This window comes from Roseibium porphyridii, assembly GCF_026191725.2.
In the GTDB taxonomy this organism is placed as follows: Bacteria; Pseudomonadota; Alphaproteobacteria; order Rhizobiales; family Stappiaceae; genus Roseibium; species Roseibium porphyridii.
Window position 1 is genome coordinate 1,526,868 of sequence record NZ_CP120863.1, and the last position, 25,482, is coordinate 1,552,349.

Consider the following 25,482-nt stretch of genomic DNA (forward strand, 5'->3'; position numbering starts at 1 on the left):
ATAATTAAGAACACTTGCCCGTCAACATGTTTCAACTTCCTGGGGCGGGTAAAGGGAGTGGCCATGGTTGTCGATGCTCATCAGCATTTCTGGAAAATTGCGCGCGGTGACTATTTCTGGATGGACGACAGCGTTGCCACGATCCGGCGCGACATACTGCCTGAAGATCTGATGCCGCATGCCAAGGCTTGCGGCATTGAGGCAACCATTGCTGTTCAGGCCGCGCCCACTGTCGCTGAAACGGATTTTCTGCTGGAACTCGCCGAAGAGAATTCATTGATCAGGGGCGTGGTCGGTTGGGTCGACCTTGAAAGCGGCCTGGCCGCAAAGGACCTGAAAAGACTGTCGGCCAATCCGCTTTTCAAAGGCGTGAGGCCAATGCTGCAGGATATTGCGGCTACGGACTGGGTTCTGCAGGCAAGTGTTCTGTCGAACCTTTCAATTGCTGCGGACCTTGGACTGTCGTTTGATGCGCTGGTCCAGCCCAGGCACTTGCAGGCGATCGACGGTCTTGCCCGGGCCGTTCCGGATCTGAAGATAGTGATCGACCATTGTGCCAAGCCCGTCATCTCAGGCGGTGCAGATGCGGGAGACGCGTGGCGCTGCGACATGGCGCATCTGGCCAGTCACGAACAGATCCATTGCAAGGTTTCAGGCCTTGCCAACGAGTATGGCACAGGCTGGGCAGCAAAAACCCTGCAGCCGGTTGTCGATCATGTCGTTACTGAGTTCGGAGCAGACAGGATCATGTGGGGCAGCGATTGGCCTGTTCTGGAATTGGAAGGAAGCTACACTGACTGGTTCGGCTGCGCGCAATCCATGATGCAGCAGCTTTCAGATCAGGAACGTAATGCGGTATTCGGCGAAACGGCGTCACGGTTTTACAGGATCAATGATCCCGGAAGTCATTAACAATAGGAGCAGAAACGGTGGCTCAAGTGAAAAGAATGGGCATGGTGATCGGGATCGATCCGCAGAATATTCCGGAATACAAACGTTTGCATGCTGCGGTGTGGCCAGGTGTTCTTGATCGGCTCAGGCGTTCGAACATCACGAACTACTCGATCTTCCTGAAAGAACCTGAAAACCTGATGTTCAGTTATTGGGAGTACACTGGGACGGATTTTGAAGCCGACAGCGCTGCCATTGCCGCCGACGCGGAAACGAAGGACTGGTGGAAGGTCTGCGGACCGATGCAAAGACCGCTGGACAGCCGAAAGCCGGACGAATGGTGGGCAAGCATGGAAGAGGTTTTTCATCTGGACTGATGCCAGTTTACCCGACCTCAGGTGACAGCTGGTCTTCCTTGCCTGCCTTTATCTAGTCAGTAGGTCGCGCGGCCGCCGGAAAGGTCATAGACCGCGCCGGTCGAATAGGAACACTCCTCCGAAGCCAACCAACTCACGAGGCTGGAGATTTCCTTCACCGTTCCCATGCGACCCATCGGTATTTTGGCAAGCATGTAATTGATCTGTTCTTCGGTCACGTCGGCGAGCATCTCCGTCTCGATGACGGCTGGCGCAACCACATTGACCGTGATGCCCTCGCGAGCCAGCTCCTTGCCGAGACTTTTGGTGAGAGTGATTACCGCACCCTTGGAGACTGAATAGGCAGACGCATTCGGATTGCCGTCTTTACCGGCCATGGATGCAATGTTCACAATACGGCCATAGCCGTTGTTCTGCATGTGTGGAACAACGGCTTTGCAGGTGTGGAAGATGCCGTTGAGGTTTACCTGCATCACCTGGTTCCAGATATCCAGCGGATAATCGGCAAGGGACGTGTTTACCCCGGCAATACCGGCCGAGTTAATCAGAATATCGATCTGGCCACAGCGTTGTTTTACACGCTCTGCCGCTGTCTTGACCGCGGTGAAGTCAGCAACGTTCACACTGTCGGAATGAACGTCCCCGAATTGGCTCAGTTTCTGTCGTGCGTCTGACAGGGCGGTTTCATTGAGGTCCCAGAGTGTCACGCTGGCACCTGACTTCAGAAATCGTTCGGCGACGGCAAATCCCATGCCTCTGGCGGCGCCGGTCACAATCGCAACGCGGCCATCAAGATTGTATGTGTTCATCTTAAACTCCTGAATATCGGGCGGTCAGAGCCAACCGCCGTCAAGCGTAAATTCCTGACCAGTGCACATTTTGCTGTCGTCTGCTGAGAGGAACATCACGAGTGAAGCAACATCTTCTTCGGTGATCCTGCCGGCCATTGGTTGGTTCTGTTTGAGGATTTCATCGACGTCTTCGCTGTAATGTTCAGCCAGTTGGCGGGCCGTCAGCACCATGCCCGGCAAAACGGTATTGACGCGGACGCCGCTGGTTCCGAATTCACGGATAAAGGACCTGGTCAATCCATGGATGGCAGCCTTGGCCGTGGTATAGGCCGGCATTCCGCCGTGCTTGGCCTTCCAGGCTATCGATCCGAAATTGACAATTGCTCCCTTTTTCCTGCTGATCATGTCTGCCGCAACCGATTGGATTGCGAAAAATGTCGGGCGGAGATTGACCGCCATTGCCCGGTCCCAGTCATCGACGGTGACGTCCCGCCAGTCGTGTCTTGTATCGTTGGCTACGTTGTTCACCAGGATGTCCAACGGTGCCGAGGTGCCCTTGTAGGTGGTGATTGCAGCCTGCAATGCGTGGATGTCACAGACATCAACAGCTTGAAACCAGACGGAGGCACCGGCATCGCGCAGGCTCTGGCAGAGCTCATTGCCCGCATCTGCATTGATGTCGACGAACCCAACTTTCGCACCCTGAGCTGCGTAGGCCTTGACCAGCGCAGCACCGATCCCCGTGGCCCCCCCTGTGACAAAGGCGTTCATACCGGCGAGGCTCGGGTAGGTGGCAAAGGTCGACATCGCTTAGATCCTTGGAATGCGAGCTGTTGTTTCCGGATCAAAAAAGCAGACATGTTCGAGATCGAGAAGCAAATTGATCTCTTCATCCTCGGCAGGGCGGAAATTGGCAGGCAGAACGGCAACCAGGGACAGATCTGCCACCTGAAACACCAACATCGTGTCAGGGCCCGTCGGCTCCACCACTTCGACGCGGGCCGTAATCGGAACAAGAGCACCTTCCTGTTTGCCGTCCAGAACGAAATGTTCTGGGCGTGCGCCAATGGTCACTTTGCCACCTACATAGGGCAGCAGTTCTTCGTGACGTGTGCCAAGTGGAACAACCAGCTCCGCACCATTTGATCGATAGACAAGCCGAATATCGTTCTGGCTGCCTTCGACGTCCACATCGATGAAATTCATGGAGGGCGATCCCATGAAGCCGGCGACAAACTTGTTCGCGGGTTCCCTGTAAATAGTGTCCGGATCCGCGAACTGCTGCACGACACCGCCGCTCATGACCACGATCCTGTCAGACAGTGTCATTGCCTCGATCTGATCATGCGTGACGTAGACGATGGTCTGGCCGAGTCTCTTGTGCAGCTTCTTGATCTCTGTGCGCATCTCCACGCGAAGCTTGGCGTCGAGATTTGACAACGGTTCATCAAAGAGAAACAGCTGAGGATCGCGTACGAGAGCCCGACCCATGGCAACGCGCTGTCGTTGACCACCGGAAAGTTGCGATGGTTTGCGGCCTAGCAGCGGCTCGATTTGGAGAAGACGAGCAACGTCAGCGACGGCCTTCTTCTGTTCATCCTTGGGTACACGCCTGTTTTCCATTCCGAAGGTGATGTTTTCGCGAACGGTCATGGTCGGATAAAGCGCATAGGACTGAAACACCATGGCGATGTTCCGGTCTTTCGCCGATAGATCGGTGACGTCTCTTTCACCCAAGGTCAGTGTGCCGTAGGAGGTTTCCTCCAAACCGGCAATGATGGATAACAGCGTGGACTTGCCGCAGCCGGACGGACCCACAAGCACCACGAATTCGCCGTCCTTGATGTCGAGGTTGATGTCCCGGAGCGCCAGAAACTCGCCGTATTTTTTCCAGGTACTGTCGATTGTGAGACGCGCCATTATTTGACTGCTCCCTGCGTAAGGCCGCGAACGAAATATCGCCCGCCGAAGAAGTAGATGAGGAGAGGCGGTATTGCCGCGATCAGGACCGCAGCGGACCCGAAGCCATATTCGCTGACACCGGTGTCGTCCGCATTCAATGACATCAGCGCGGCCGTGATCGGCCTGAAATCCGAAGAGCTGAACGTGACCGCGAAGAGGAACTCGTTCCAGATGAAGGTGAATTGCCAGATGATCGTTACGATGATGATCGGCGGTGACAGGGGCACCACAATTTTCCAGAAGGTTCTGAAGAAACCGGCTCCGTCGATGCGGGCGGCCTTGATCAGATCGTCTGGAAGATTGACCAGATAATTCCGGCAAAAGAGGGTCGTGAAGCACGTTCCCTGAATGATGTGAACCAGCGCCAGACCGGCCAGCGATTTCGATAATCCGAGCCAGGAGAGGGCAATCGCCCAGGGCAGCAGAACCACCTGGGGCGGCAGAAAAACCCCGATGGTGATGGCGACGAAGACAACGCTGGCAAAAGGCATTTTCCATTTTGTGAGCGCGAAGCCGTTCACCAGACCGATTGCCGTGGAGATGAGCGTTGCGGGGACGACCATGAGCATCGACGCGATGAAATAGGGCTTCACGCCTGTACAGCTTGCGTTGATACAGGCCGAGCTCCACGCAACGTCCCAGTTTTCAAGGGTGATCCTGGTGGGCCAGCCGATGAAACTTTCCCGCAGGATATCGGCATTGAAGCGCAGCGAATTCAGAAGGATCACCGCGAGCGGCATGATGGTGAACAGGCCAACCACGATCAGGATCGAATAGACCGCGACCCGCGTTGCAAACCTGCGTGGATTGAACGGCTTCTTCCGATTGAAATCGGGAAGGGTGTCTATGTCAGGCATGGCCGCCTCCGTTCTTTTGTTTGCGCAGCACCCAGCCAAGGGCAATGACCGGAAGCAGCACGACAGTCAGGCCGATCAGAAGCCAGACGGCCGCCGCCGCGCCTTGCGCAAGCTCCCCGGCGGCAAACAGGCGGTCATAAACAAAGATCGCAGGAAAGGTGGTCGAGATACCCGGACCGCCGTGGGTCAGCGCCAGGACCAGGTCGAATGTCTTGATCGCGAATTGCAAGAGAATGATCAGGACAGAAATGATGACCGGCCAAATGGATGGCAGGATGATCCGGCGGTAGATCTTGAACATGCCCGCGCCATCGATCCGACCTGCCTTGACCACATCATGATCAACCCCGCGCAGGGCGGCCAGAACCATCACCATCACAAAACCGGACGCATGCCAGACCGCGGCGATGACCACGGCGTAGAGTGCTGTTTCGCGGCTTGTGATCAGACTGAATTCGAAGCTCGTCCAGCCAAGGTCATGGAAGAATTTTTCCAGACCGGTGGACGGGTTCAAGATCCATTGCCAGGTGGTTCCGGTCACAACAAAGGAAATTGCGATCGGATAGAGGAATATGGATCGAAGGAAGTTTTCGCCCTTGATACGCTGGTCCATAAGGACAGCAAGGACAACGCCGACCAGGAGGGACAACACAATGTAGAGCGCGCCGAAAATTGCCAGGTTGTTGACGCCGGTCGTCCAGCGCGGGTTGCGCCAAAGCCTTGTGTAGGCATCAAAACCTGCGAAGTCATAAACCGGCAGCAAGGTCGAACTGGACAGCGACAAGTAGATGTTCCAGCAGACAAACACAAATATGTAGATGCCAGTGGTGATAAGAGTCGGGAGCAGAACCAGGGTTGGCACGAGCTGCGCCATGCGAGCTGCGCGGCTGACCGAGCGGGTTCTGAATTCCGGTATATGTGCAACAGATTGCATGGCTTGCCCGAGTGGTTTTGTGCCGATGAAGGAGGAAGGAGCCTGCAACAGGCCCCTTCCTTGAGGACATGTGATCAGTATTCGTTGATCACGGCTTCCGCCATTTTCTGTGCGGCATCTTCAGAGCTCATGTCACTTGTGATGAACTCGGAAATGACCGTGAACATGGCTTTGCGGAACTTCTCAGGCACTGCCATGTTGTGTGCCATTGAGCGCACCACGGTTCCAGCTTCCGCTGCGTTTTTCAGATCAACCAGATTGAGCTGTTGGCACGGGTTGAACTCGTCACCCAACTCGACATCCATGCGAGCCGGAATGGAACCCTTGGCCACATTGAAGACCTTCTGAAAGTCCGGGGACATGATGAGCGAGGCCATCATTTTCTGTCCTTCGATGAACTCCGGGTCACTCTGCTTGAAGAAGACGACTGAATCGGAATTCAGGATGTAGCCGGGTTCGCCGCTGTTCATCGGTGCGCCGGCGCACAGATAATCCTTGCCGTATTCATAACCGGCGGCGTTCATGGTTCCGATGGCCCAGTCGCCGTGGAAATAGAAACCGGCTTCACCCTTTGCCATCATGTTGAGCGGCTCTTCCCAACCACGGCCAGGGAAAGCCGGGTCCATCCAGCCGACCATCTTGCGAAGCTGGTCGAAGGCGGCGACCATTTCCGGACTGTTAAGTGCTTCCAGGTCGAGTTCGATGAACGCCTTTCTGAAAAGGTCGGTGCTGATGCCCTGAACCACGATTTCAAACAGGGTTCCGTCAATCCAGTCCTGACCGCCGTGGGCGACGGGTACAATGCCCTTTTCAGCCATCTGTTCGGCAAGGACGTTGAACTCATCCCAAGTCTTTGGCAGCTCTTCTGCGCCGATCGCATCCATTGCGGATTTGGATGCCCACATCCAATCGATGCGGTGGATGTTCATGGGCGATGCAACCCAAGTGCCGTGCGGTTTCATGACGCTGACGAGTTCAGGCGCAACAACAGTTTCCCAGTTTTCTTCTTCGGCGAGCGCATTGAGATCAGCTGTCAGACCTGTCTTCGCCCATTCGCCGATTTCAGGACCTTTGAGCTGAACCGCAGATGGGGGATTGCCGGAAATCACGTCGGCGCGCAAACGGGCAATCGTGTTGGACGTGTGACCGGGGATGGCTGTCTGCTTCCAGGAGCCGCCTTTTTCCTCAAACATGGTCCCAAGCACATTGATTGCCTCGGCATTCGAACCCGAATGCCACTGGTGAAGCAGGTTGGTTTTGGGTTCGGCGTGTGCACTACCGGCAATTGCCAATGTCGTAACTGCAGCTGCGGCCACCGTTACCATCAATTTCTTATGCAAGTTCGTCATCGGTTCTTCCTCCTCGATCATGACGCTTTTTGGATATGCAGGCTGTCATTAGTTCACGTGAACAATTTGTTGTGCACGTGAACAAAAATCAGTGTTCAATTTCGCGGATCAGCACGTGTTCCGCTTAAATCGTTATGCCTCCATCAATGTTGATTGCCTGTCCTGTAACGAAAGCACTTTCATCCGACGCCAGATAAGCGCAGAGCGATGCTACTTCGCCCACTTGGCCAAATCGGCCAGATGGCTGGCGGCTGGTGAAGAACTTTTCAGCTGCCTCTCGGCCGCCGAGTTCCTCGGCAAGGTCTTCGATGCGTTGGCGAAGACTTGGACTGTCTACCGTTCCCGGGCAAACAGAATTACACCTGATCCGGTCTTTCAGATAGTCCGCCGCAACAGCTTTGGTCAGGCCGATTACGCCGCCCTTTGCCGCGCCATAAGCTGCTCGTCTGGGGAAGCCTTTGATCGAGCTTGCCACCGAACCGATGGTAATGATGCTGCCGCCGGAAGCCTTCATTTTAGGGATCGCAGCCCGCAGAACGCGATAGGCGCTGGTAAGAGTTATGTCGGTGGACCGCAGCCACTCGGTCTCATCGCATTCTTCAATCGTTCCCTGGTGCACATAGCCAACGCAGTGAACGAGAACGTCAACGCGTTCAAAGTTCCCGAAATAGTCGTCAATGGCAGCCTTATCGGTGGCATCGAGCTGACCGGTTGTTACGCCGGCCAGTCCGTCAAAGAGCGTTTCATTGAGATCGCTGGCAAAGACCACGGCACCTTCATCACGCAGGCGTTCTGCAACGGCCCGGCCGATACCCTGGCCTGCTGCAGTTACAATCGCGGTTTTTCCCTTCAGTCTCTCCGACACACTTCTTTCCTTCAGATCTTCTGAACAGTCTGTTCCTGGCTTCCCAGCCCCTGGATGCCAAGTGAGACCCTGTCACCAACTTTTAGCCAGACCGGAGGCTTCATGCCAGCGCCGACGCCTGGAGGTGTGCCGGTGCAAATCAGATCACCCGGTTCCAGTCGCAGAAACTCACTCAGGTAACTAACAATGGTCGCCGGATCAAAAATCATGGTGTCGGTGTTGCCGTTCTGCATTCGCTGACCGTTGACGTCTAGCCACATCGGCAGGGATTTTGCGTCATCCAATTCGTCTCCGGTGACAATCCACGGGCCTGTCGGACAGAAGTTGGGAAAGCTCTTTCCCTTGGCCCATTGCCCACCGCGTTCCAGCTGCCAGGACCGCTCAGACACATCGTTGACGAGTGTGTATCCGAGAATATGCTCCAGCGCTTCATCCTTGGAAATATTGAAGGCCTGCTTGCCGATCACGATGCCAAGCTCAACTTCCCAATCCAGCTTGGTCATCTTGTCGGAATAAAGAATGGGGTCAAAAGGCGCGCAATATGTTCCGGACGCCTTGTTGAAGAGGATCGGTTCTTCGGGGATCGGCATGCCGGCCTCTTTGGCATGATCACTGTAATTGAGGCCAATGCAGTAGATGTTGCGCGGTTGACTGACGGGAGACCCCACACGGACACCTGCCTGATCGACTTCCGGCAAACTAGCAGGATCGACACCGGCAACAGCCGCGGTCAGACCGGCAATGGTTTCAGGCGTAATGTCTGACACCAGAGAAGAAATGTCGCGCGCCGTGCCGCTCTCGTCCAAAAGGCAGGGAATTTCCTGACCGGCTGCCCCAAGTCTCAAAAACTTCATGTACTCGTCCTTAGTGTTTTTTGCCCCACCAGGTGCCTTTCAAAGCGCTCCCGGCAGCAAAAGTCCCGCTGCCCAGTTGCTCCTGGATACGCAGGCATTCATTCCACTTTACCATCCGTTCAGAACGGGTGAAGGAACCAACCTTCAATTGTCCGCACCCAAGACCCGTCGCCAGATGGCTGATGGAAACATCTTCAGTTTCACCGGATCGCGCAGAAACAATTGCCCCCCAGTCTGATTTTTTTGCCGCAGCAAAGGCGTCCACTGCTTCGCTGACGGTTCCTGCCTGATTGACCTTGATCAGAACAGCGTTGCAAGCACGATCTGCATTTGCGGCTTCCACCAGGTTGGCGTTGGTCACCAGATAATCATCGCCAATGATCTGAACCCGTTCGCCAAACCGCTTGGTGAATTCTATCATTCCGTCAGTGTCGTCCTCTCCAACCGGGTCCTCGATCGAGACAATTGGATATGTGTCGATCCAGTTTCCAAGCAGGTCAATCAGCTCGGCACTGTCCATTGCCTTGTCTTCGAGCGCAAGCCGGTATTTTCCGTTTTGGCCGAATTCGGATGCGGCGATGTCCAGCGAGATTGCGACCCGTGCGCCGGGTTTCTCACCTGCTTTTTCGATGGCTTTAACGAGAGTTTCCAAGGCTTCTTCATTGCTGTCGAAAACCGGCCACCAGCCGCCCTCGTCGGCAACTCCGGCCAACCGGCCTTTCGAGGCCATGATGTCTCCGGCTGCGAAATAGACTTCATTCGTGATTTCAAGCACCTCGTCGAAGCTCTGAGCGCCCGGGACCATGATCATGAAGTCTTGAATGTCGACCCTGCGTCCGGCATGTGCACCGCCTCCGAAAATCTGGATTTCGGGCAGGGGAATGGACGGGGTTTGGTCATAAAGATCCGCAACATGACGCCAGAGCGGTTTCTTCGCACTTGCAGCGCCCGCGTGAAGGACGGCGAGCGAAGTGGCGACCATCGCATTGCCGCCGAGCGTTTCCTTGATGGGCGAGGGATCCAGCTCAAGCAGACGATCATCCACGGCACTCTGATTGTTCGCGCTCAAACCCACAAGTTCCGGAGCAATCGTCTTGTTGATGCTCTCCAGGGCCTGAGCAACATCCATACCGCGCAAATTGCTTCCTCCGTCGCGCAAATCAACGGCTTCGCGGGTGCCTCGGCTTGCTCCCGCCGGAGCGATTGCCCTGCCAAGGCTTCCATCTTCAAGGATAACGTCGACTTCTAGCGTCGGATTGCCACGGGAGTCCCAGACCCGCCGTCCTCTGACTGATGTGATCGCGGTCAACGGCTGTTACCCTTCCATGTTTGTGCAAATGTCTCGGCGATCTCGCCGATTTTTGTTTTTGGCTTTTTCAGCAATGCGATCGATGCCTCTCTGATTGTCAAACGAGAGCTCTCGTCCAGATATTCGACCGGCGACTTGCCGTCGATGCGGGCAAGCATCAGGGCTGGCAGAAGCTCTGCTGTTCGGCGTTCGATCCGTTCTGGTGTTTCCCAACTGACATGGGCCGCGTAGGCACTCCAAAACTCTTCAAGGTCGGCTGCGAGAGCCGGACGAAGCGTCGGCACGTGCTGTGCTTTCAAGATCAGATGGTTCAGGCAAAAGGCAACGTCGAATTCAGGCGCACCCATGGTGGCGCATTCTGCATCGAGCACGACTGGCTGCTTTCCCTTGAACAAGATGTTCTTCGGGCTGACGTCTCCGTGGACGAGCACTGTTTCAGTCTCATAGAGACGGTTTGCCAACGCAGTCAGCTGCTCTGCAACTTCGGCCTTCTTCTTTGCGGTGAAGACAAGATAGGGCTCGATGCGGAGCGCATAAAAGTCATCACGGTTTTGGAAGGGCGCAGTTTCGAAGCCTGGACGGGTCGAGGCTGCATGGATGCTTCCGAGCAGGTTGCCGACCAGGTTTGCACGAGATGGGATACGCCGGCCTTCGAGCAAATCCGATTTCCAGAGGAATACGTCGTCTCCGGCAAGGAATTCCATTGCGAAGCCGTGGTTTTCTTCCGACCTGCCGAAGACTTTGACAGCGCTTTCCGGAGCAATATCGGCCGCCACTCTCAACCATTCGAATTCAGCTTTGTTTCTGTGGACTGGTGCTTTCCAATCTTCAGCGACTTTTAGTTTCGGAAGGGCGAATTTGATGCACAAGCGTTGGCCTTCAACTTCGACCATCGCGATATCTGAAGCGACGCCACCGGTGAGCGGACGAACAACACTGATCGCCGCCGGATCAGCCAGTCCAAGCTCGTCAATCAGTTCTTCGCACCTTTTCCTGAGCGCGGTCGGCATTTTCACCCGTTCGTTTGGCTTGATTGAATTATGTTCACGTGAACATTTGCCATTGCACTCTCGTCTCTGTCAAGTCATAGTTTGCGCGCTGTGACAAAACGGAGAGCAGAAATTTGGCGGCTCGGGTAACGATCAAAACCATCGCAAAGGACCTCGGGATCTCGCATATGACCGTTTCCCGGGCGCTCTCCGATCATCCGAATGTCCAGAAAGACACCCGGGAACTCGTGAAAAAAAGAGCGGCTGAACTCGGCTATGTCAAGATCGCCGCTGCGACAGCCATGCGAGGCGACGGTACTCGGATTGTCGGGCTGCTTCTGCCCAACATTGTCAACGAGTTTTATGCCAGTTTCGCCAACGAACTTGCCCGAATCTGTGAAGCTTTTTCCTATCAGCTGATCATTCATCTGACAGACGACGACTTAAAAACAGAGCACAAGGCAATGCAACAATTGCGCGAAGTTCAGGCAAAGGCCGTTGTTGTCGTACCGGCCCCTGGAGACCCTCACCTGATGGGTGGAGATCGGCATCATCTTGACGGGCTCGACGTGATTCAATTGATCCGCCAACGCTCCGTGACCGGACGTGAAGCTGCGATCCTGGTGGATGATGCCGGAGCGATCTCAGCCGCAGTCAAACACCTTCACGCAACGGGTCATAAGAAAATAGCCTATATCGGCGCGAATTCTGATCTATCCTCTGGTCGCAATCGTCTGGAAGCCTATCGCAAGGGACTTCGTGAGAGCGGACTTTCCGAAATTCATGAACTGATCAAGACTGCACCGCCATCATTTTCCATGGGAGGCAATTCTGCAGAGGCTCTTTTGTCGGAAGGTGTTGCAACGGCGATAGTCTGCGGCGGGTTTGAAATCTCAAATGGGGCTCTGCACGCTCTTTTGACATCGGGCCGCAAACCCGGTTCCGACATCGCCTTCATCGGATATGGCGACCCGTCTTTCTATACTTGGATTGAAGGTGGGATCTCGACGATCCGCGTCCCGGTTTCACCTCTTGCAAACCAGACACTTCAGGTTTTGAAGTCGGGTACCGCCGACGATGAAAATGCTCAGATATTCGAATTTCAGGCCGAACTCGTGATCAGAAAATCCTGAGGGCTCTTGTTGTTTGCCATCCAATATCGCGATCGTCACTTTTTCAGACGCTGGGTGATGGGCCAACGCTGGTTCCGGGCAGGGCTGAGTGTTATGCGTTCATCATGTTTCGGTTCAGTCTCGCTCACCGAGCCCATGTCCGGTGATGTCTCGGGTGTGGTTTTTGGAAGTATTGCGAGACTGACAGCAAGACAGACTGTGTTTATAATTGCGGATACGAGAGCTTCATGAGTACATCGCTGAGCCTTCCTAATGACGGCACATTTTTGTTCAGGGTCTGGCGTCCCGATGTTTCAGGGCCATCGATTTGTGCGCTGAAAGACGGTGTTTTGCATGATGTCACCTGCAAGGCTGTGTCAACGGTTCACGATCTTCTTGAACTTGAAAACCCGGCGGCCTGGCTTACCAGCGCCGAGGGTGAACCGATTGGCCGTCTCGATCAGATCGCATTGAACTCCCGCGAAACACCTGACACTTCGCAGCCCTGGCTATTGGCGCCCGCAGACCTTCAGGCGATCAAAGCCTGCGGTGTGACGTTTGCATCTTCCATGCTTGAGCGCGTGATTGAAGAACGGGCGAAGGGAGATCCCAAGAAAGCGGATCAGATCCGTGAACGCTGCACAGCCATCATGGGAGAGAGCCTGAAGTCCGTTGAGCCCGGCTCTGAAAAAGCCGCTCAACTAAAAGACGCCCTGGTCGCTGAAGATATGTGGTCGCAATATCTGGAGGTTGGCATCGGGCCAGACGCAGAAGTTTTCACGAAGTCGCAGCCTATGTCAGCTGTTGGTTCTGGTGCTGCAGTCGGTCTGCACCCTGCTTCGCGGTGGAACAATCCTGAACCGGAAGTCGTTCTTGCAGTCAGCAGTTCCGGTCAAGTCAAAGGTGCGATGCTCGGAAATGACGTGAACCTGCGCGACATCGAAGGTCGGTCCGCATTGTTGCTGGGCAAGGCCAAAGACAACAACGCGTCAACATCCATCGGCCCTGCGGTACGTCTGTTCGACGATACGTTCGGCATGGATGATGTGCGCAGATTGGAACTTGATCTGAAAGTCACGGGTGAAGATGGGTTCACGCTCTCCGGGCATTCGACAATGACCGAGATAAGCCGAGATCCGCTTGACCTTGTGGCGCAGGCCTGCGGCCGCCATCACCAGTATCCAGATGGTTTTTTCCTGTTTCTTGGAACGCTGTTTGCACCGACGGAAGATCGCGACACGCCCGGCGAGGGCTTCACCCATAAGCTGGGCGACATTGTCGAGATATCCTGTCCCCAGTTGGGAACACTCCGAAACACAGTGCGACTGTCAACGCACTGTCCTGAATGGCGTTTCGGAAACCGCGCGTTGATGGCAAATCTTTCAAGCCGCAAGCTTATCTAGAGCGGATCCATCAACCGTTTCAACACCTGAGGGAGGTGCTCCAGTGACGTGACAAGTTGCGTTGTTGGTTCGCTCCCATCGTTCGTGTCAGGTCTGCCGGTTTGTCAGGTCTGCTGGGGGGCGATTGACCTCAGCTGTCATCATCACGCACAACAAAGACGGAGCATTCAGCACGCCGCACGACCCGGGACGCTGTCGATCCCAAAAAGTAGTCCTGTGCTGACGGGTGATGAGAACCGACCAGTATCAAGTCGATATTGTTGTCTTTTGCGTAGCTTGCAATCTGGACACCGGGTTTGCCGGTCACGACCTTGCAGTCGACCCGTTGGTCTCCGTCAGCCGCCTGTTGCAGCTTTTCGGCCACCTTGTCAGTCAGATGATTGTCAATTTTCAGGTCAACGAACTCCGAGACAAAGCCAGGAATGTTTTCAAGCACGGTCAATAGAGTGATCCGGCCATCGTCAGTCAATAAATGCCGGGCGACTTCAAGTTTCCGCTGGACAAGTGTTTCATGATCCAGCGCGACGGGAATGAGAACATTTTTATACATCGACCTGAAGCCTCCATTTTTGAACTGTTATGAGCCGCCTTGCAGGCCTGGCAGCACGACAAGAAGCCCGAATGCGACCAGTGCAGCTAGAAAAACTGTTTCTGCAATCAGCAGTCCTGCGGCTGCCTTGCCGACTTTCATCAAGTCTTTGGGAACTGTCTTCAGCCCAACCGCCGCGATTGCCAGCAGCAACAGCCAGCGAGACAGGTCTGCCGACAGTTCAGTGATCACTGCCGGAAGCGCGATAACGGAATTGAGTGTTGCCAAGGCCACGAAGCCGACCACGAATGCCGGGACGAGGGGCATGCCGGGGTTGCCTGAAGCACTGCTGCCGACGGTCATCCGAAGCACGATCAGTGCTGTCATCACGATGGGTGCAAGCATGGCGACACGCAGCAGCTTGACCAGCGTCGCCGTCTCGCCGGCTTCCTGCGAAACGGAAAAGCCCGCACCGACGACCTGTGCGACATCGTGGATCGTCGCGCCGAGATAAATGCCGGCAGCTCTGTCACTGAGTGCGAGCTGTTCGGACAGAACCGGATAAAGGATCATGGCAAGCGTTGACAATATGGTGACGCCGACCACGGTGAAGACGAGCCTATCCTCTGATCTTTCATCTTTAGGCAAGATGGCGGCGATGGCCATGGCGGCTGAGGCGCCGCAGATCGCGACAGATCCTGCCGACAGAAACGCAAACCGGTAACGGAAGCCGAACAGGCGCGAAACTGCAAGGCCAAAAGCGATGGTCAGAAGGACGCCTGCAACGACCAGGCCCACGACCGGCCAGCCAAGCGCACTTACCATGTCGAAGCTGATGCGTAGCCCCAGAAGAGCGACGCCCAGCCGAAGAAGGGTACGGGCGCTGAATGCAATGCCCGCCTGACAGCGAACATCCTCGGACAAGAAGTTCAGCGAGATGCCGATCAAGAGCGCAAGAAGCATAGCCGGAGCGCCGTAGTGCTCGGCGATGAACTGGCTGGCGAGCGCAATAACCAGGGCAACGAGCACACCGGGCATAACTGTGCGAAGCACATCAGCACTGAATTTTGATCTTCCGGCGTTTCCAGCGGGAGCGGCCGAAGCCGGTTCATTGAGGTCAGGCTGAGACATCAGCAAGCCCTCTCACGACTTCAAGATACCGGGTTGGCACTTCAATGCCCTTGTCCTTTGCCTCGCGAATGGCTGTGGATCGCCTGGTGCCGGGAAGGCGTGCGCCCTCCATGGTCTCGATGAGTTGCAACAAGCCTTCGATGCGATCCGCGAAATGAGCCTGATCCTGAGGTTTCATGGCGATCAGGAATTGTCCGACCCCCGGAGGTGGACCATCACTGCTGAAAAAGGAAGACGCTTCAGTGCTCTTTGCTGCCCCTGTCATTACCGAAGCCAGAATTTCGACCATCAAGGCGAGCGCAGTGCCCTTTGCTTCGCCAATTGGCAGCATGGTGCCTTCCAGTGCTTCCGAAGCATCTGTGGTCGGCTGGCCGTCCTTGTTGAGCGCCCATCCTTCGGGGATCGGCTTACCCGCCTTTCGGGCATTCATCACCTTGCCGCGCGCCACGCGCGACAAGGACAAATCGATGACCAGGGGATCTTTGTCCGCCCTCGGTGCAGCGAAGGCAATCGGATTGGTTCCGAAGACCGCTGATTTGGCGCCGAACGGTGCCATCGCAGCGGGCGCGTTTGCGACCATGATGCCGAGCAACCCCTGTCTGGCAAGCTTTTCAACCTGAACGGACAGGGCACCGCAGTGATGAGACCGCGTGACACCCATGGTCGCGCACCCGCTTTCGTGAGCAAGAGCAGCCCCACGTGCAATGACAAAATCAAGGGCTGGATAGGCAAAGCCGAAACCGGCATCCGCCAGCAGGCTAGAGGTTCCGATTTCCCTGATATCGACTGGTGCCTGCGCGCGAATTTTCCCCGAGCGTACCTGGGCAACGTAGTCTTCAACGCGAGAAAACCCGTGACCGATCTGACCTTCGGCTTCGGCGGCAACCAGAGCCTCAGCGACTGTATGGGCCACTGCTGAAGGGACGTCGGCCGCGACAAAAGCCGCCGAAATCAGACTGACCGCTTCGGCGAGACTGAGGCGCTCTGAGGTTTCCATAAAGTCGTCACTCCTAAAGATGGCCGGCGAACCGGCCATCCAGCCGGCAAATCAGGCGCTTCTGTAAAGTTTGGTCATTGAGAACTCTCTATGACCTAGGGCTTCTGCAGCCGTGTTGCGCCCATTGGCGGTGCGACGGATCATTTCGATCAATTCGTCGCCGGCCTCATCGATGGTCATCTCCCGGCGCAAAATACCGGAGACATCCACGTCAACATGTTCGCTCATCGTGCGCACTGTGCGCGGATTGGCAGTGATCTTGATGACCGGAACAATCGGGTTGCCGACCACGTTGCCTTGTCCTGTCGGGAAGGTGTGGATCACGGCGCCACCGGCTGCCATCAGGGTAACACATTCCGCAGCGGCGGATGATGAATCCATGAAATAGAGGCCTTTACCGGACTTGGGTGCTTCAGCCGGCTCCAGGATGTCGATGTATTGCGAGGTTCGGCCGATCTTTTCAAGGTTGCCGAGCGCTTTTTCTTCGATCGTGGTCAGACCGCCTTCAATGTTGCCCTTCGTAGGCTGGCTGTCAGACAGGTCGTCGGTCTGGTGAGCAAAGATCACATCGTCCTGATACGCTTTCCACATCTTGTGCCAGCGCTCGCCGACTTCCTCGTTGATTGCCCGTTTCTGGCAAATGTGCTCAGCGCCGGTGATCTCTGATGTTTCGCCGAAGAAGCCGGTAATGCCTTCCGGAAGCAGCTTGTCGTACATGTTGCCGACGGTCGGGCACGATCCAAGGCCGGTCGTGGTGTCGCTTTCACCACACTTTGTCGAAACCCATAGATCTGAAAGCGGGCATTCTTCGCGCTGAAGTTCGGTTGACCAGTGAACGAATTCCTTGGCTTTCCAGGATGCTGCGCGAATGGTTTCAAAATCGCCGTTCTGCTCAATGGAGAACTCGGCGACCGGCTTGCCGGTTTCGCGAATGCCGTCCGCGATGCGTTTGGTCCAGCCGGGTTCGATCCCGATCACCACGACAGCAGCAACATTCGGGTTGGCTCCGGTGCCGATCATCGTGCGGAAATGCAACTCCAGATCTTCGCCGAATTGAAGGCGACCATAGGCATGCGGAATGGCAAGGGTGCCCTTGACGTTGTTGGCCACGGCCTCACAGGCTGCGTTCGAAATATCGTCGACCGGCAGAATGACGACGTGGTTGCGTACGCCGACGCGGCCGTTTTCCCGCCGATAGGCCTTCACCGTGACATTTGAGTATTTGGATGACATGGGCAGGGCTCCTTACCAGCGCTTTGTTTTGCAGTTGTGGGTGTGGACATGTCCGCCCTTTTCGATATCGGCAATGATTTTGCCGATGTCCTCGCCGTATTTGACAGCCGTGTCTCCGTCTTTCAGATCTTTCAGTGCGATCTTGTGTCCGATGGGCACATCAGCGCCTGCGGTCAGTCGGAAAGTAGAGTTGTCGTGGGTGACGCAGCACAGCATATCGGTACCGGCCGTCAGTCCTTCCACGACGACCACACCGACATTGTCGGCATGTTCATGGACAAGAAGATGGGGGATTTCAGACATGAATGTCTCCTTAGGTGTTTGGCGAAAGTAGAATTTTGGGCACCGAGATTTTGCCTGCACGCAAGTCGGCAAAGGCTGCCTGGCCTTCTGACAAAGGCCGGATTTCAACCCAGTTTAGCGCGCCTAGCCTTCCCTCGAACATCGCTTTGGCAGTCTGACGGAAGTCTTCTGCAGTGTAAGTGTAGGTGCCGATAAAGGTAATTTCCTGAAGGGTAACACGACGTATATCGAGCCCCCCGTCTGCGGATCCCAAGCCTATGTGGGCAATGACACCGCCAGGCTTTACGGACGCCGAGGCGGCTGCTCGTGTCGCGGCGTAACCGACGCCGTCTATCACCAGGTCATATTGGCCGCTGGTGTCTGCCTCTTCCGGCGTCAGGACTTCAATGCCACAGGTTTTTGCAAGGAATTGACCACGGCTCTCATTCGGTTCGACCAGACGGACATCAGGCATGCCCTGAGCTCTCAAAGAAAGTGCTGCACCGAGGCCGATAGCGCCGCCGCCGATCACAAGTGTTCGCGCTTCGGCAGGTTCGCAACGGAGCGCGGCGCGGGCCAACCGCACTGCGTGCCAACCACAGGCTATCGGTTCTGCCAGAGCAGCTTGTGCGTCCGATACGTGATCTGGAACGGTCACCAGATTCCGCTCCGGCATGGCAAGATAGTCGGCAAAACCGCCTTCACGCGGCGGCATTGAAATTATCTGGCGTTCCGTACACAGGTTGTCACGCCCGGATTTGCAGGCTTCGCATTTGCCGCAGGTTACCAGTGGATTGACCGTGACGTGCCGACCGGACAGGGGCCCCGTCTGAACCGTTCCGGCAACTTCATGACCAAGGATCAGCGGCGCCGGCCGGCGCTCGTCATGACCCAGATAGGCGTGCATGTCGGAACCGCATATGCCGGTATGGGCGACGCGGATGAGAACTTCATCCTGCACCGGAACAGGATCGGCGACGTCCTGATAGGACTGGGCTTCTGGTCCTGTATAAACAAGCGCTTTCATTTTGCAGTAAACCCTCCATCGACCATCAGGATTTGGCCGGTCACGTAGCTGGAGGCTTCAGAACACAGGAACAACAACGGTCCGTCGATATCTTCCAGTTCGCCGTTTCGCCCGATGCAGGTTTGAGCAGCATTTCGTTCAGCTCTTTCCTTGTCACCAAAGACCGCGGCCGTCAATTCCGTTGGAAAGAAGCCAGGCCCGAGCGCGTTGGTGTTGATACCGTCTTCAGACCAGGCTTCAGCCATTGCTCTCGTCAGCTGGCCAATCCCGCCTTTTGAGGCTCCATAAGAAATACCTCCGGGAAAGGCGCGCTCGGTTTGCAATGAAGCAAAATTGACGATGCGGCCCCAGCCTTTTTCCCGCATGGCCGGAACAAAGGCTTTGCTCAAAAAGAACGGTATCGTGAGGTTGAGCGTCAAAGTGATGTCCCATCCCTCAGGGGTAACTTCGTCCGCGACCTGCCTGGTGTTGATGCCGGCTGCGTGCACCAGGATCTGAGGTGGACCGAAAGGCGTGCTCACCTCTTCGACAGTCTTTGCAAGCTTGGCGCGGTCGCTGAGGTCGGCTGATACAGCCGCTGTGTGGCCGCCCGCTTCTTGTTTCCAGTTTTCCAGGTCTTCGGCTCTGCGTGCAACGCCAACCACCGACGCACCGGCGCTTGCCAGTACGGTGGCGGCTCGGCGCCCGAGGCCGGAACTTGCTCCGGTCACACAAACAACCTTGCCGGTTACGTCGAAGAGGGCAGTCATGCGATCAGACCCCGGCATCGGCACTGAGATCGAATGTCTCGTCGGGGAAGTATTTCCTGAGCCTGATATCGGCCGTGCGTGCGTGGCCTTCCATACCCTCAAGCCTTGAAATACGAGCCGTTGCTTCCGCCACCGGCTTGGCTGCATCGCGCGTTGCGCGCTGCCATGTGACGATCTTCATGTATTTATGAACGGAAAGACCGCCGGTATAGGTCGCAGCTCCGGAGGTTGGCAGAACATGGTTTGGTCCCGACGCCTTGTCGCCAAAGGCAACGGTTGTTTCTTCACCGAGAAACAGAGATCCGTAGCAGGACAACCGTTTGAGCCACCAGTCCAGGTCCTGCGCCTGCACTGTGAGGTGTTCAGGCGCATAGAGGTCCGAAGTTGCCGCCATTTCTTCCCGGTTTTCACAAAGGATGACCTCAGCATAGTCGCGCCAGGCGGCTGTGGCATTGTCCCGGTTCACTTCCGGCAGATCATCGATCAGTTTGGGCACGAGTGCCATCACCTTTTCGGCCAATGAACGGTCGTCCGTCACAAGCCACACGGGTGAATTGTAACCGTGTTCGGCCTGACCAACGAGATCGGCGGCCACGACTTCGGCATCGGCGGTCGCATCGGCCAGAACAAGGCTGTCTGTCGGTCCGGCGATCATGTCGATACCGACCCTGCCGAAAAGGATCCTCTTGGCTTCGGCAACAAACTGGTTGCCAGGGCCGACCAGGATGTTTGCCTTGGGCAAATCGAAGAGGCCAAACGTCATCGCTGCAACGCCTTGTACGCCGCCCATTGCCAGGATCTTGTCAGCGCCACACACTTTGGCGGCGTAGATGATCGCAGCATTGACGCCGATGCCCGGACGCGGTGGTGAGCAAGCAATGATGTTCTTGCAGCCTGCCACCTTGGCGGTGGTGACGGTCATGATGGCGCTGGCGATATGACTGTAGCGGCCGCCGGGGATGTAGCACCCGGCAGTGTCGACCGGGATGCTCTTTTGTCCAGCGATCAAGCCAGGGATCACTTCAACCTCAATGTCCTGGCAGGTCTCACGTTGAGCTTCGGCGAAACGCTTCACGTTTTGATGCGCGAATTCGATATCCCGCTTGAGTTTTTCCGGCACTTTGGCTGATGCAGCTTCGATTGCTGCATCATTCAAAATGATGTCACCCTCATACTTGTCGAACTTGGCGGCGTATTCCAGGGCGGCTGCGTCGCCGCCCGCTTCAATCGTATCAAGGATTTCCTGCACGATTTTGGTGGTCTCGGAAGCATCGGTCTTTGATGTCAGGACCGCCTTCTTTAGATATTCAACAGTCATTTCAGACCCTACTTGTAAATGTCAGGAAGAAGCGTTGTGGAGATTGCAGGCACATAGGCGATCATCAACGTCACGATCAGCATGAAGAAGACGAACGGCACGGCCCGTGCTGCGATTTTCAGGATTGACTCGCCTGTCAGACCCGAAACGACGAACAGGTTCAACCCAAGTGGAGGCGTGATGAAGCCGACACCAAGCGCGGTGATCATCATGATACAGAACTGGATCTCGTTCATGCCGATATTGTCGGCAAGCGGCTTCAGGATCGGCGCCAGGATAACGATGTTCGGTGTTGTTTCCATCACGCAGCCCGCTGCGATCAGGATGCCGACCATCAGGAGTATGAGAAGCGCAGGTTCGCTTGTCAGCGATGTCACTGCATAGACAAAACCCTGAGGAACACCGAGGATCGCCAGCGCCTGTGCGAGCGGCAGGGAGAAGGCGATAATCGGAACGATGACACCGTTCACCTTCGCCGAGCTGACGAGCATTGCCGGGAAATCGGACAGTTTCAGTGTGCCAAGAACAAAGCCCATGACGATGGTGATAACCACCGCGACGGCACCGGCTTCGGTTGGTGTCAGGCGTCCGGAAAAGATACCGTAGAAGATGACGCCTGGGACGATGAACGCATACCAGCCTGACTTCAAGGCCTTGCCGAGATTGGCAGACCATTCGCTGAAGGTCATCAGACCACCGCCTTCATAGGCATAGATCCGGTTCATCACGATGTTGGTCACAAGGATCGACAGAAGAATGGCGATGCCGGGAATGAGTGCGGCAAGGAACAGGGTCGACGCGGAAATCCCGAGAACCAGCCCGATGATGATGTAGGCGATCGAAGGCGGGATCAAAATGCCGGTACAGGCGCCAGCGGCAACCAGTGCACAGGCATAAGGGCGCGGGTACCCGCTTTCCACAAGGCGTTCGATGGTCATCCGGCCAACGGCCGCGGCACCTGCCGCATCAGATCCCGAGATTGCGGAGAACATGCCGCAGACCAGAACAGTGGCCGAGCCGAAGCCGCCTTTGGCCCAGCAGGTGAGGGCTTCCGCGACATCGAGAAACTTGCGGCTCAGACCGGTGCGAACCAGAACGTCGCCCGTCAGAATGAACAGGGGAACGGCGGTCAGGGCAAAGTGGTCGATGCCGTGAAAGAGACTTTCCCCGACGAGGGAGAGCGGCAGCGCGCCTGAGATGATCAGCATTGCGATTGCCGCGGAGCCGATTGCAGCCCAGACAGGCACGGCGAGTGCAACAAGGCCGATGAAGATCAGAACCGGACCATAAAAGTCCCAGCCGAGTTCGACGGTCTGTTGTTGTAATTGTTGCCAGAGCATAGGTGCCTCCCTCAGTCGAAGAGCTTGTCGCCTTCGTAAACGGGACGTCCGTCACGAAAGTCGCGCAGATCGCGCAGGAGAGATTGAGCGAGCCGGAACAGAACCAGCGCGAACCCGAACGGAACGGCCATCAGGAACCAGACTTGCGAGATGCGCAGACCGTGGGTCACGGAGCCGAATTTTGCTGAAACGAGAACGGTTTCGAACGACCAGTAGACAGCAACCAATGCAACGGCAGCCATCACGAGATCGCCCAGGATGTAGAGCAGCGCTTTCACCTTGGGACCGACATACTGCATGATCACATCGATGCGGATGTGCCCGCGTTCCTTGACGGCCGCTGCAGCGCCTATCCAGGCAAGATAGATGAACGAGTACCGGACAATTTCCTCACCCCAGATGGATGAGTAGGCGAACACTTCGCGCCGAACAACTTCGACGAACATGGTCAGAACAAGCATCACGTAGAAGACCAGCAACAGCCAGCGTTCTCCGTTCTTGTCCACGGCTTGAAGGACTTTCAACATGGGCACTCCTCTACCGTTCACATCAGAGGATCCTCTGATGCGGTGGTTGCGCGGGAAAGGCTTTATTGAACAGGAAACAGGGGCCGGTGCGAAAAGGCACCGGCCCAAAGGAGCGACGTCTTAAGCGTCGTGGACGTAGTAGCGGCCCATTGTGTTTGCGGCTTCTTCCAGACGGCCAAACGCTTCCATGGAACCGGCCAGTTCGACCTTGAACTGATCCCATTCTTCGCGCTGATAACCACCGGCTTCTTTCCATTCTCCAAGCTGATCTTCGCTCAGCGAATGGAATTCCACACCAGACTTCACCAGTTCGGACATGGCGTAGGACCGGGCAGCAGGTACCTTGGCAAGGTTCTGCTGAGCCGTGATCTCACCAGCAAATTCGATGCCTTCCTGAACGTCGGCCGGCAACGAGTTGAACCATTCAAGGTTCATGGAATAGACCTGACTGTCCGGAACGGCCTGGGTGAAGGTCACATGGCTCAAGATGTCCTTGAAGCCGAACACGTAAAGTGCACCGACTGACGGATCGAGAGCATCGGCAACCCCTTGCTTAATCGCTGAAGGTGTTTCACCCCAGGCGACGGGCGTCGGGTTTGCACCGACCATGCGATAATATTGCTGAAGCATGGCGGACCCTGGTACGCGGAATTTCACGCCGGACAGGTCGCCAGGTGTGATCACCTTGTTTCCACCTTTGCGGATGGCAACAACACGTGGATCGATCACCACATAGAAGAGGGCTTTGAAACCCGAAGCTTCAATCTTCGGATGAACTTCCTTTTTCCAGGCATCTGATGTCACAAGATTGGTGAAGCGTTGGTTCGAACCGCAGAAATACGGCATGTTGATCAGATCAACTGTCGAGGCGAATGGTGCGAAATTCGACAGTGAGTGCTGCGCTGCCTGGATCGTGCCGCCCTGAACGGCCTGAGCGAGCGCTCCGCCCGCACCAAGCTGTCCGCCCGGAGCCAACTTGACATAAACCTTGCCGTTGGTTGCGTTCTGGATGTTTTCCTTAAGGTCCAGCTGCATGATGGGGTAGCTGCGCGACGCGCCGAGCAGATAGGCAGTCGCAAGCGTCATGATATGGTCTGCCGCTTTTTCGCGGGCAGCTTCCTCCTGCGCGGTCTGCGCAACGGCTTCGTCCGACCACAGCGTTCCGGCAGCACCTGCTACGACTGCTGCGGTGAAGCCGCCGGCGCTGGCCAGCTTCAAAAAGTTACGACGCTCGCGCGAGGCGAGATCTTCGGTCTTTTTCATGAATTCCTCCCTAAAACTTTATTCCGATCAAGCTATTTGCCGGCCCGCTTTATTGCTTCCTTTTTGAGGATGGTCGCCGTGAAGGCTATTGAGACTGCTAAGAGCAGGATCATTTCACCGACATTCCCGAAAAACGGCGTTCCACCAAAAGAACCGATCGAAACGTTGATCACAAAAACGGCAAACAGGACTGCTGCCACAATCAAGAACATGATCACCTCCCAACGATGAGTTCACCCGGCTGAGCAAAAATGTAAGCGCTTACATTTTTCATTGCAAGCAGAAAAGTTATTTTCTTGGAGAGCCAAGAGTTGTAAGCAAACTCTTGGCTCCAGTGCCTTGGTCGGCACCGGCTCACGGAAATGATCAATGGACGAGACGAAGAATACCCCGACCGGCCAGGTTCCCACGCTTGCCGATGTTGCCCAAGCGGCAGGTGTGTCGACCGCTACGGTGTCGCGCTGTCTCAATCTGCCTGATCAGGTTACCGAAAAGACGATGCGCCGGGTGATGGAAGCCGTTGACCGGCTGGGATATTCGCCCAATTACAGCGCGCGTGCCCTTGCTGCCAACAGAACCAACACTATCGGTGCAATCATCCCCACAATGGAAAACGCGATTTTTGCGCGCGGGCTGCAAGCGTTCCAGGAAGAACTCCATCAAAGCGGCTGCACATTGCTGGTAGCCAGTTCGTCATATGAGGAAGACCTGGAAGAAGAACAGATCAAGACCTTGACTGCGCGCGGGGCCGACGCGCTTTTGTTGATCGGGTATCATCGCAAGCCGCGCGTCTACGAGTTCCTGGAGAAACGAAAAATACCCACTCTTGTTGCATGGGCCTTTGACCCGGAGGTTTCCAGGTTGGCAGTCGGCTTTAACAACCGTGCGGCAATGCATGAGCTTGCCGACATCGTCATGGCTGCCGGTCACAAACAGATCGGGTGCATTTCTGCCGACACGCTTTCCAATGACAGGGCGAGGGAACGCGCTCTGGGCATTCGCGACGCCATGAGTGCGGCGGGGTTGGATCCCAGCACACTGCGGATGGTTGAAACGACTTACTCCATCGAAAACGGCGAGACAGCTTTTCACGAACTCATGGCGCACCCGGAGCCCCCCACTGTCGTCATGTGCGGCAATGATGTTCTTGCCGTCGGAGCGCTGCGGGCAGCCGCTGCGATGAACCTCAGAGTTCCGGAAGATGTTGCGATCACGGGGTTCGACGACATTGAGCTGGCAAGCGTTGCACCGGTCCCGTTGACGACCGTCCATGTACCTCATCGGCGTATGGGACAATTCGCGGCCCAAGCTCTATTGGACGAGTTGAATGGCAAGAAACCGGACAGCATTGAATTGCCGACGGCCATCTACCGCCGCAGCAGTTTCTGAGGCG

General features: G+C 55.9%; 27 protein-coding genes. 5 read left to right on the plus strand and 22 right to left on the minus strand.

Annotated elements, in window-relative coordinates:
• The first annotated feature begins 63 nt into the window (after positions 1-63).
• Together K1718_RS07145 and K1718_RS07150 are read left to right on the plus strand one after the other, a co-directional pair.
• Positions 64-912 (plus strand): amidohydrolase family protein, encoded by an 849-nt coding sequence (locus K1718_RS07145; protein WP_152500275.1) that lies wholly within the window; start codon positions 64-66, stop codon positions 910-912.
• Between the two features lie 26 nt (positions 913-938).
• A complete protein-coding gene (locus K1718_RS07150; protein WP_152504170.1) occupies positions 939-1,268 on the plus strand; it encodes an L-rhamnose mutarotase in 330 nt (109 codons plus the stop codon).
• 56 nt (positions 1,269-1,324) lie between these two features.
• Here K1718_RS07150 and K1718_RS07155 read toward each other — a convergent pair whose 3' ends face one another.
• From K1718_RS07155 to K1718_RS07200, 10 genes are all read right to left on the minus strand, one after another.
• A complete protein-coding gene (locus K1718_RS07155; RefSeq protein WP_265683347.1) occupies positions 1,325-2,077 on the minus strand; it encodes an SDR family NAD(P)-dependent oxidoreductase in 753 nt (250 codons plus the stop codon).
• Between the two features lie 24 nt (positions 2,078-2,101).
• A complete protein-coding gene (locus tag K1718_RS07160) occupies positions 2,102-2,866 on the minus strand; it encodes an SDR family NAD(P)-dependent oxidoreductase (protein WP_265683349.1) in 765 nt (254 codons plus the stop codon).
• 3 nt (positions 2,867-2,869) lie between these two features.
• On the minus strand, positions 2,870-3,979 hold the full coding sequence (locus tag K1718_RS07165) for an ABC transporter ATP-binding protein (protein ID WP_265683351.1): 1,110 nt from the start codon (positions 3,977-3,979) through the stop codon (positions 2,870-2,872).
• Positions 3,979-4,878 (minus strand): carbohydrate ABC transporter permease, encoded by a 900-nt coding sequence (locus K1718_RS07170; RefSeq protein WP_152500279.1) that lies wholly within the window; start codon positions 4,876-4,878, stop codon positions 3,979-3,981. Before K1718_RS07170 ends, K1718_RS07165 begins: the two co-directional genes overlap by 1 nt.
• The gene (locus tag K1718_RS07175) at positions 4,871-5,860 is read right to left on the minus strand and encodes a carbohydrate ABC transporter permease (protein WP_265683352.1); all 990 of its coding nucleotides are present in this window, start codon (positions 5,858-5,860) and stop codon (positions 4,871-4,873) included. Before K1718_RS07175 ends, K1718_RS07170 begins: the two co-directional genes overlap by 8 nt.
• Positions 5,861-5,886: 26 nt before the next feature.
• Positions 5,887-7,161 (minus strand): ABC transporter substrate-binding protein, encoded by a 1,275-nt coding sequence (locus tag K1718_RS07180; RefSeq protein WP_265683353.1) that lies wholly within the window; start codon positions 7,159-7,161, stop codon positions 5,887-5,889.
• A gap of 124 nt (positions 7,162-7,285) precedes the next feature.
• Complete coding sequence (locus K1718_RS07185; protein ID WP_265683354.1) at positions 7,286-8,026, minus strand: SDR family oxidoreductase; 741 nt, start codon at positions 8,024-8,026, stop codon at positions 7,286-7,288.
• 11 nt (positions 8,027-8,037) lie between these two features.
• Complete coding sequence (locus K1718_RS07190; protein WP_265683355.1) at positions 8,038-8,880, minus strand: fumarylacetoacetate hydrolase family protein; 843 nt, start codon at positions 8,878-8,880, stop codon at positions 8,038-8,040.
• 10 nt (positions 8,881-8,890) lie between these two features.
• Positions 8,891-10,189, minus strand: coding sequence for a phosphopyruvate hydratase (gene eno / locus K1718_RS07195; protein WP_265683356.1), 1,299 nt, complete (start codon positions 10,187-10,189; stop codon positions 8,891-8,893).
• On the minus strand, positions 10,186-11,199 hold the full coding sequence (locus K1718_RS07200) for a phosphotransferase family protein (RefSeq protein WP_265683358.1): 1,014 nt from the start codon (positions 11,197-11,199) through the stop codon (positions 10,186-10,188). Before K1718_RS07200 ends, eno begins: the two co-directional genes overlap by 4 nt.
• A 113-nt stretch (positions 11,200-11,312) precedes the next feature.
• On the opposite strand from K1718_RS07200, the gene K1718_RS07205 reads away from it, so the two are divergent.
• The gene (locus tag K1718_RS07205; protein ID WP_265683359.1) at positions 11,313-12,311 is read left to right on the plus strand and encodes a LacI family DNA-binding transcriptional regulator; all 999 of its coding nucleotides are present in this window, start codon (positions 11,313-11,315) and stop codon (positions 12,309-12,311) included.
• 227 nt (positions 12,312-12,538) lie between these two features.
• Positions 12,539-13,693, plus strand: coding sequence for a fumarylacetoacetate hydrolase family protein (locus K1718_RS07210; RefSeq protein ID WP_265683362.1), 1,155 nt, complete (start codon positions 12,539-12,541; stop codon positions 13,691-13,693).
• A gap of 130 nt (positions 13,694-13,823) precedes the next feature.
• Here K1718_RS07210 and K1718_RS07215 read toward each other — a convergent pair whose 3' ends face one another.
• The 12 genes from K1718_RS07215 to K1718_RS07270 all read right to left on the minus strand — a co-directional run bounded on the left by K1718_RS07215 (position 13,824) and on the right by K1718_RS07270 (position 24,301).
• Complete coding sequence (locus tag K1718_RS07215; RefSeq protein ID WP_265683364.1) at positions 13,824-14,243, minus strand: universal stress protein; 420 nt, start codon at positions 14,241-14,243, stop codon at positions 13,824-13,826.
• A gap of 27 nt (positions 14,244-14,270) precedes the next feature.
• Positions 14,271-15,260 (minus strand): YeiH family protein, encoded by a 990-nt coding sequence (locus K1718_RS07220; protein ID WP_418068132.1) that lies wholly within the window; start codon positions 15,258-15,260, stop codon positions 14,271-14,273.
• A gap of 79 nt (positions 15,261-15,339) precedes the next feature.
• On the minus strand, positions 15,340-16,350 hold the full coding sequence (locus K1718_RS07225) for an Ldh family oxidoreductase (RefSeq protein ID WP_265683366.1): 1,011 nt from the start codon (positions 16,348-16,350) through the stop codon (positions 15,340-15,342).
• A gap of 51 nt (positions 16,351-16,401) precedes the next feature.
• Positions 16,402-17,583: a UxaA family hydrolase gene (locus K1718_RS07230; protein WP_152500291.1), complete on the minus strand. Its 1,182-nt coding sequence runs from the start codon at positions 17,581-17,583 to the stop codon at positions 16,402-16,404.
• A gap of 12 nt (positions 17,584-17,595) precedes the next feature.
• Entirely contained in the window at positions 17,596-17,886 is a 291-nt protein-coding gene (locus tag K1718_RS07235) for a UxaA family hydrolase (RefSeq protein WP_152500292.1), read from the minus strand.
• Between the two features lie 10 nt (positions 17,887-17,896).
• Positions 17,897-18,892 carry a zinc-dependent alcohol dehydrogenase gene (locus tag K1718_RS07240; protein ID WP_265683369.1) on the minus strand — a complete coding sequence of 332 codons (996 nt, stop codon included), beginning with the start codon at positions 18,890-18,892 and terminating at the stop codon, positions 17,897-17,899.
• Positions 18,889-19,641, minus strand: a complete 753-nt coding sequence (locus tag K1718_RS07245; RefSeq protein WP_265683371.1) for an SDR family NAD(P)-dependent oxidoreductase — start codon at positions 19,639-19,641, stop codon at positions 18,889-18,891. The genes K1718_RS07240 and K1718_RS07245 overlap by 4 nt, the downstream gene beginning before the upstream one ends.
• A 4-nt stretch (positions 19,642-19,645) precedes the next feature.
• Positions 19,646-20,959 carry a histidinol dehydrogenase gene (hisD, locus tag K1718_RS07250; RefSeq protein WP_265683374.1) on the minus strand — a complete coding sequence of 438 codons (1,314 nt, stop codon included), beginning with the start codon at positions 20,957-20,959 and terminating at the stop codon, positions 19,646-19,648.
• Between the two features lie 8 nt (positions 20,960-20,967).
• The gene (locus K1718_RS07255) at positions 20,968-22,299 is read right to left on the minus strand and encodes a TRAP transporter large permease (RefSeq protein WP_152500296.1); all 1,332 of its coding nucleotides are present in this window, start codon (positions 22,297-22,299) and stop codon (positions 20,968-20,970) included.
• A gap of 11 nt (positions 22,300-22,310) precedes the next feature.
• Complete coding sequence (locus tag K1718_RS07260) at positions 22,311-22,826, minus strand: TRAP transporter small permease (protein WP_152500297.1); 516 nt, start codon at positions 22,824-22,826, stop codon at positions 22,311-22,313.
• Between the two features lie 120 nt (positions 22,827-22,946).
• Entirely contained in the window at positions 22,947-24,089 is a 1,143-nt protein-coding gene (locus tag K1718_RS07265; RefSeq protein WP_152500298.1) for a TRAP transporter substrate-binding protein, read from the minus strand.
• Positions 24,090-24,121: 32 nt separating this feature from the next.
• Positions 24,122-24,301, minus strand: coding sequence for a hypothetical protein (locus tag K1718_RS07270; protein ID WP_265683377.1), 180 nt, complete (start codon positions 24,299-24,301; stop codon positions 24,122-24,124).
• A gap of 157 nt (positions 24,302-24,458) precedes the next feature.
• On the opposite strand from K1718_RS07270, the gene K1718_RS07275 reads away from it, so the two are divergent.
• Positions 24,459-25,478, plus strand: a complete 1,020-nt coding sequence (locus K1718_RS07275; protein WP_265683379.1) for a LacI family DNA-binding transcriptional regulator — start codon at positions 24,459-24,461, stop codon at positions 25,476-25,478.
• Positions 25,479-25,482: the final 4 nt, after the last annotated feature.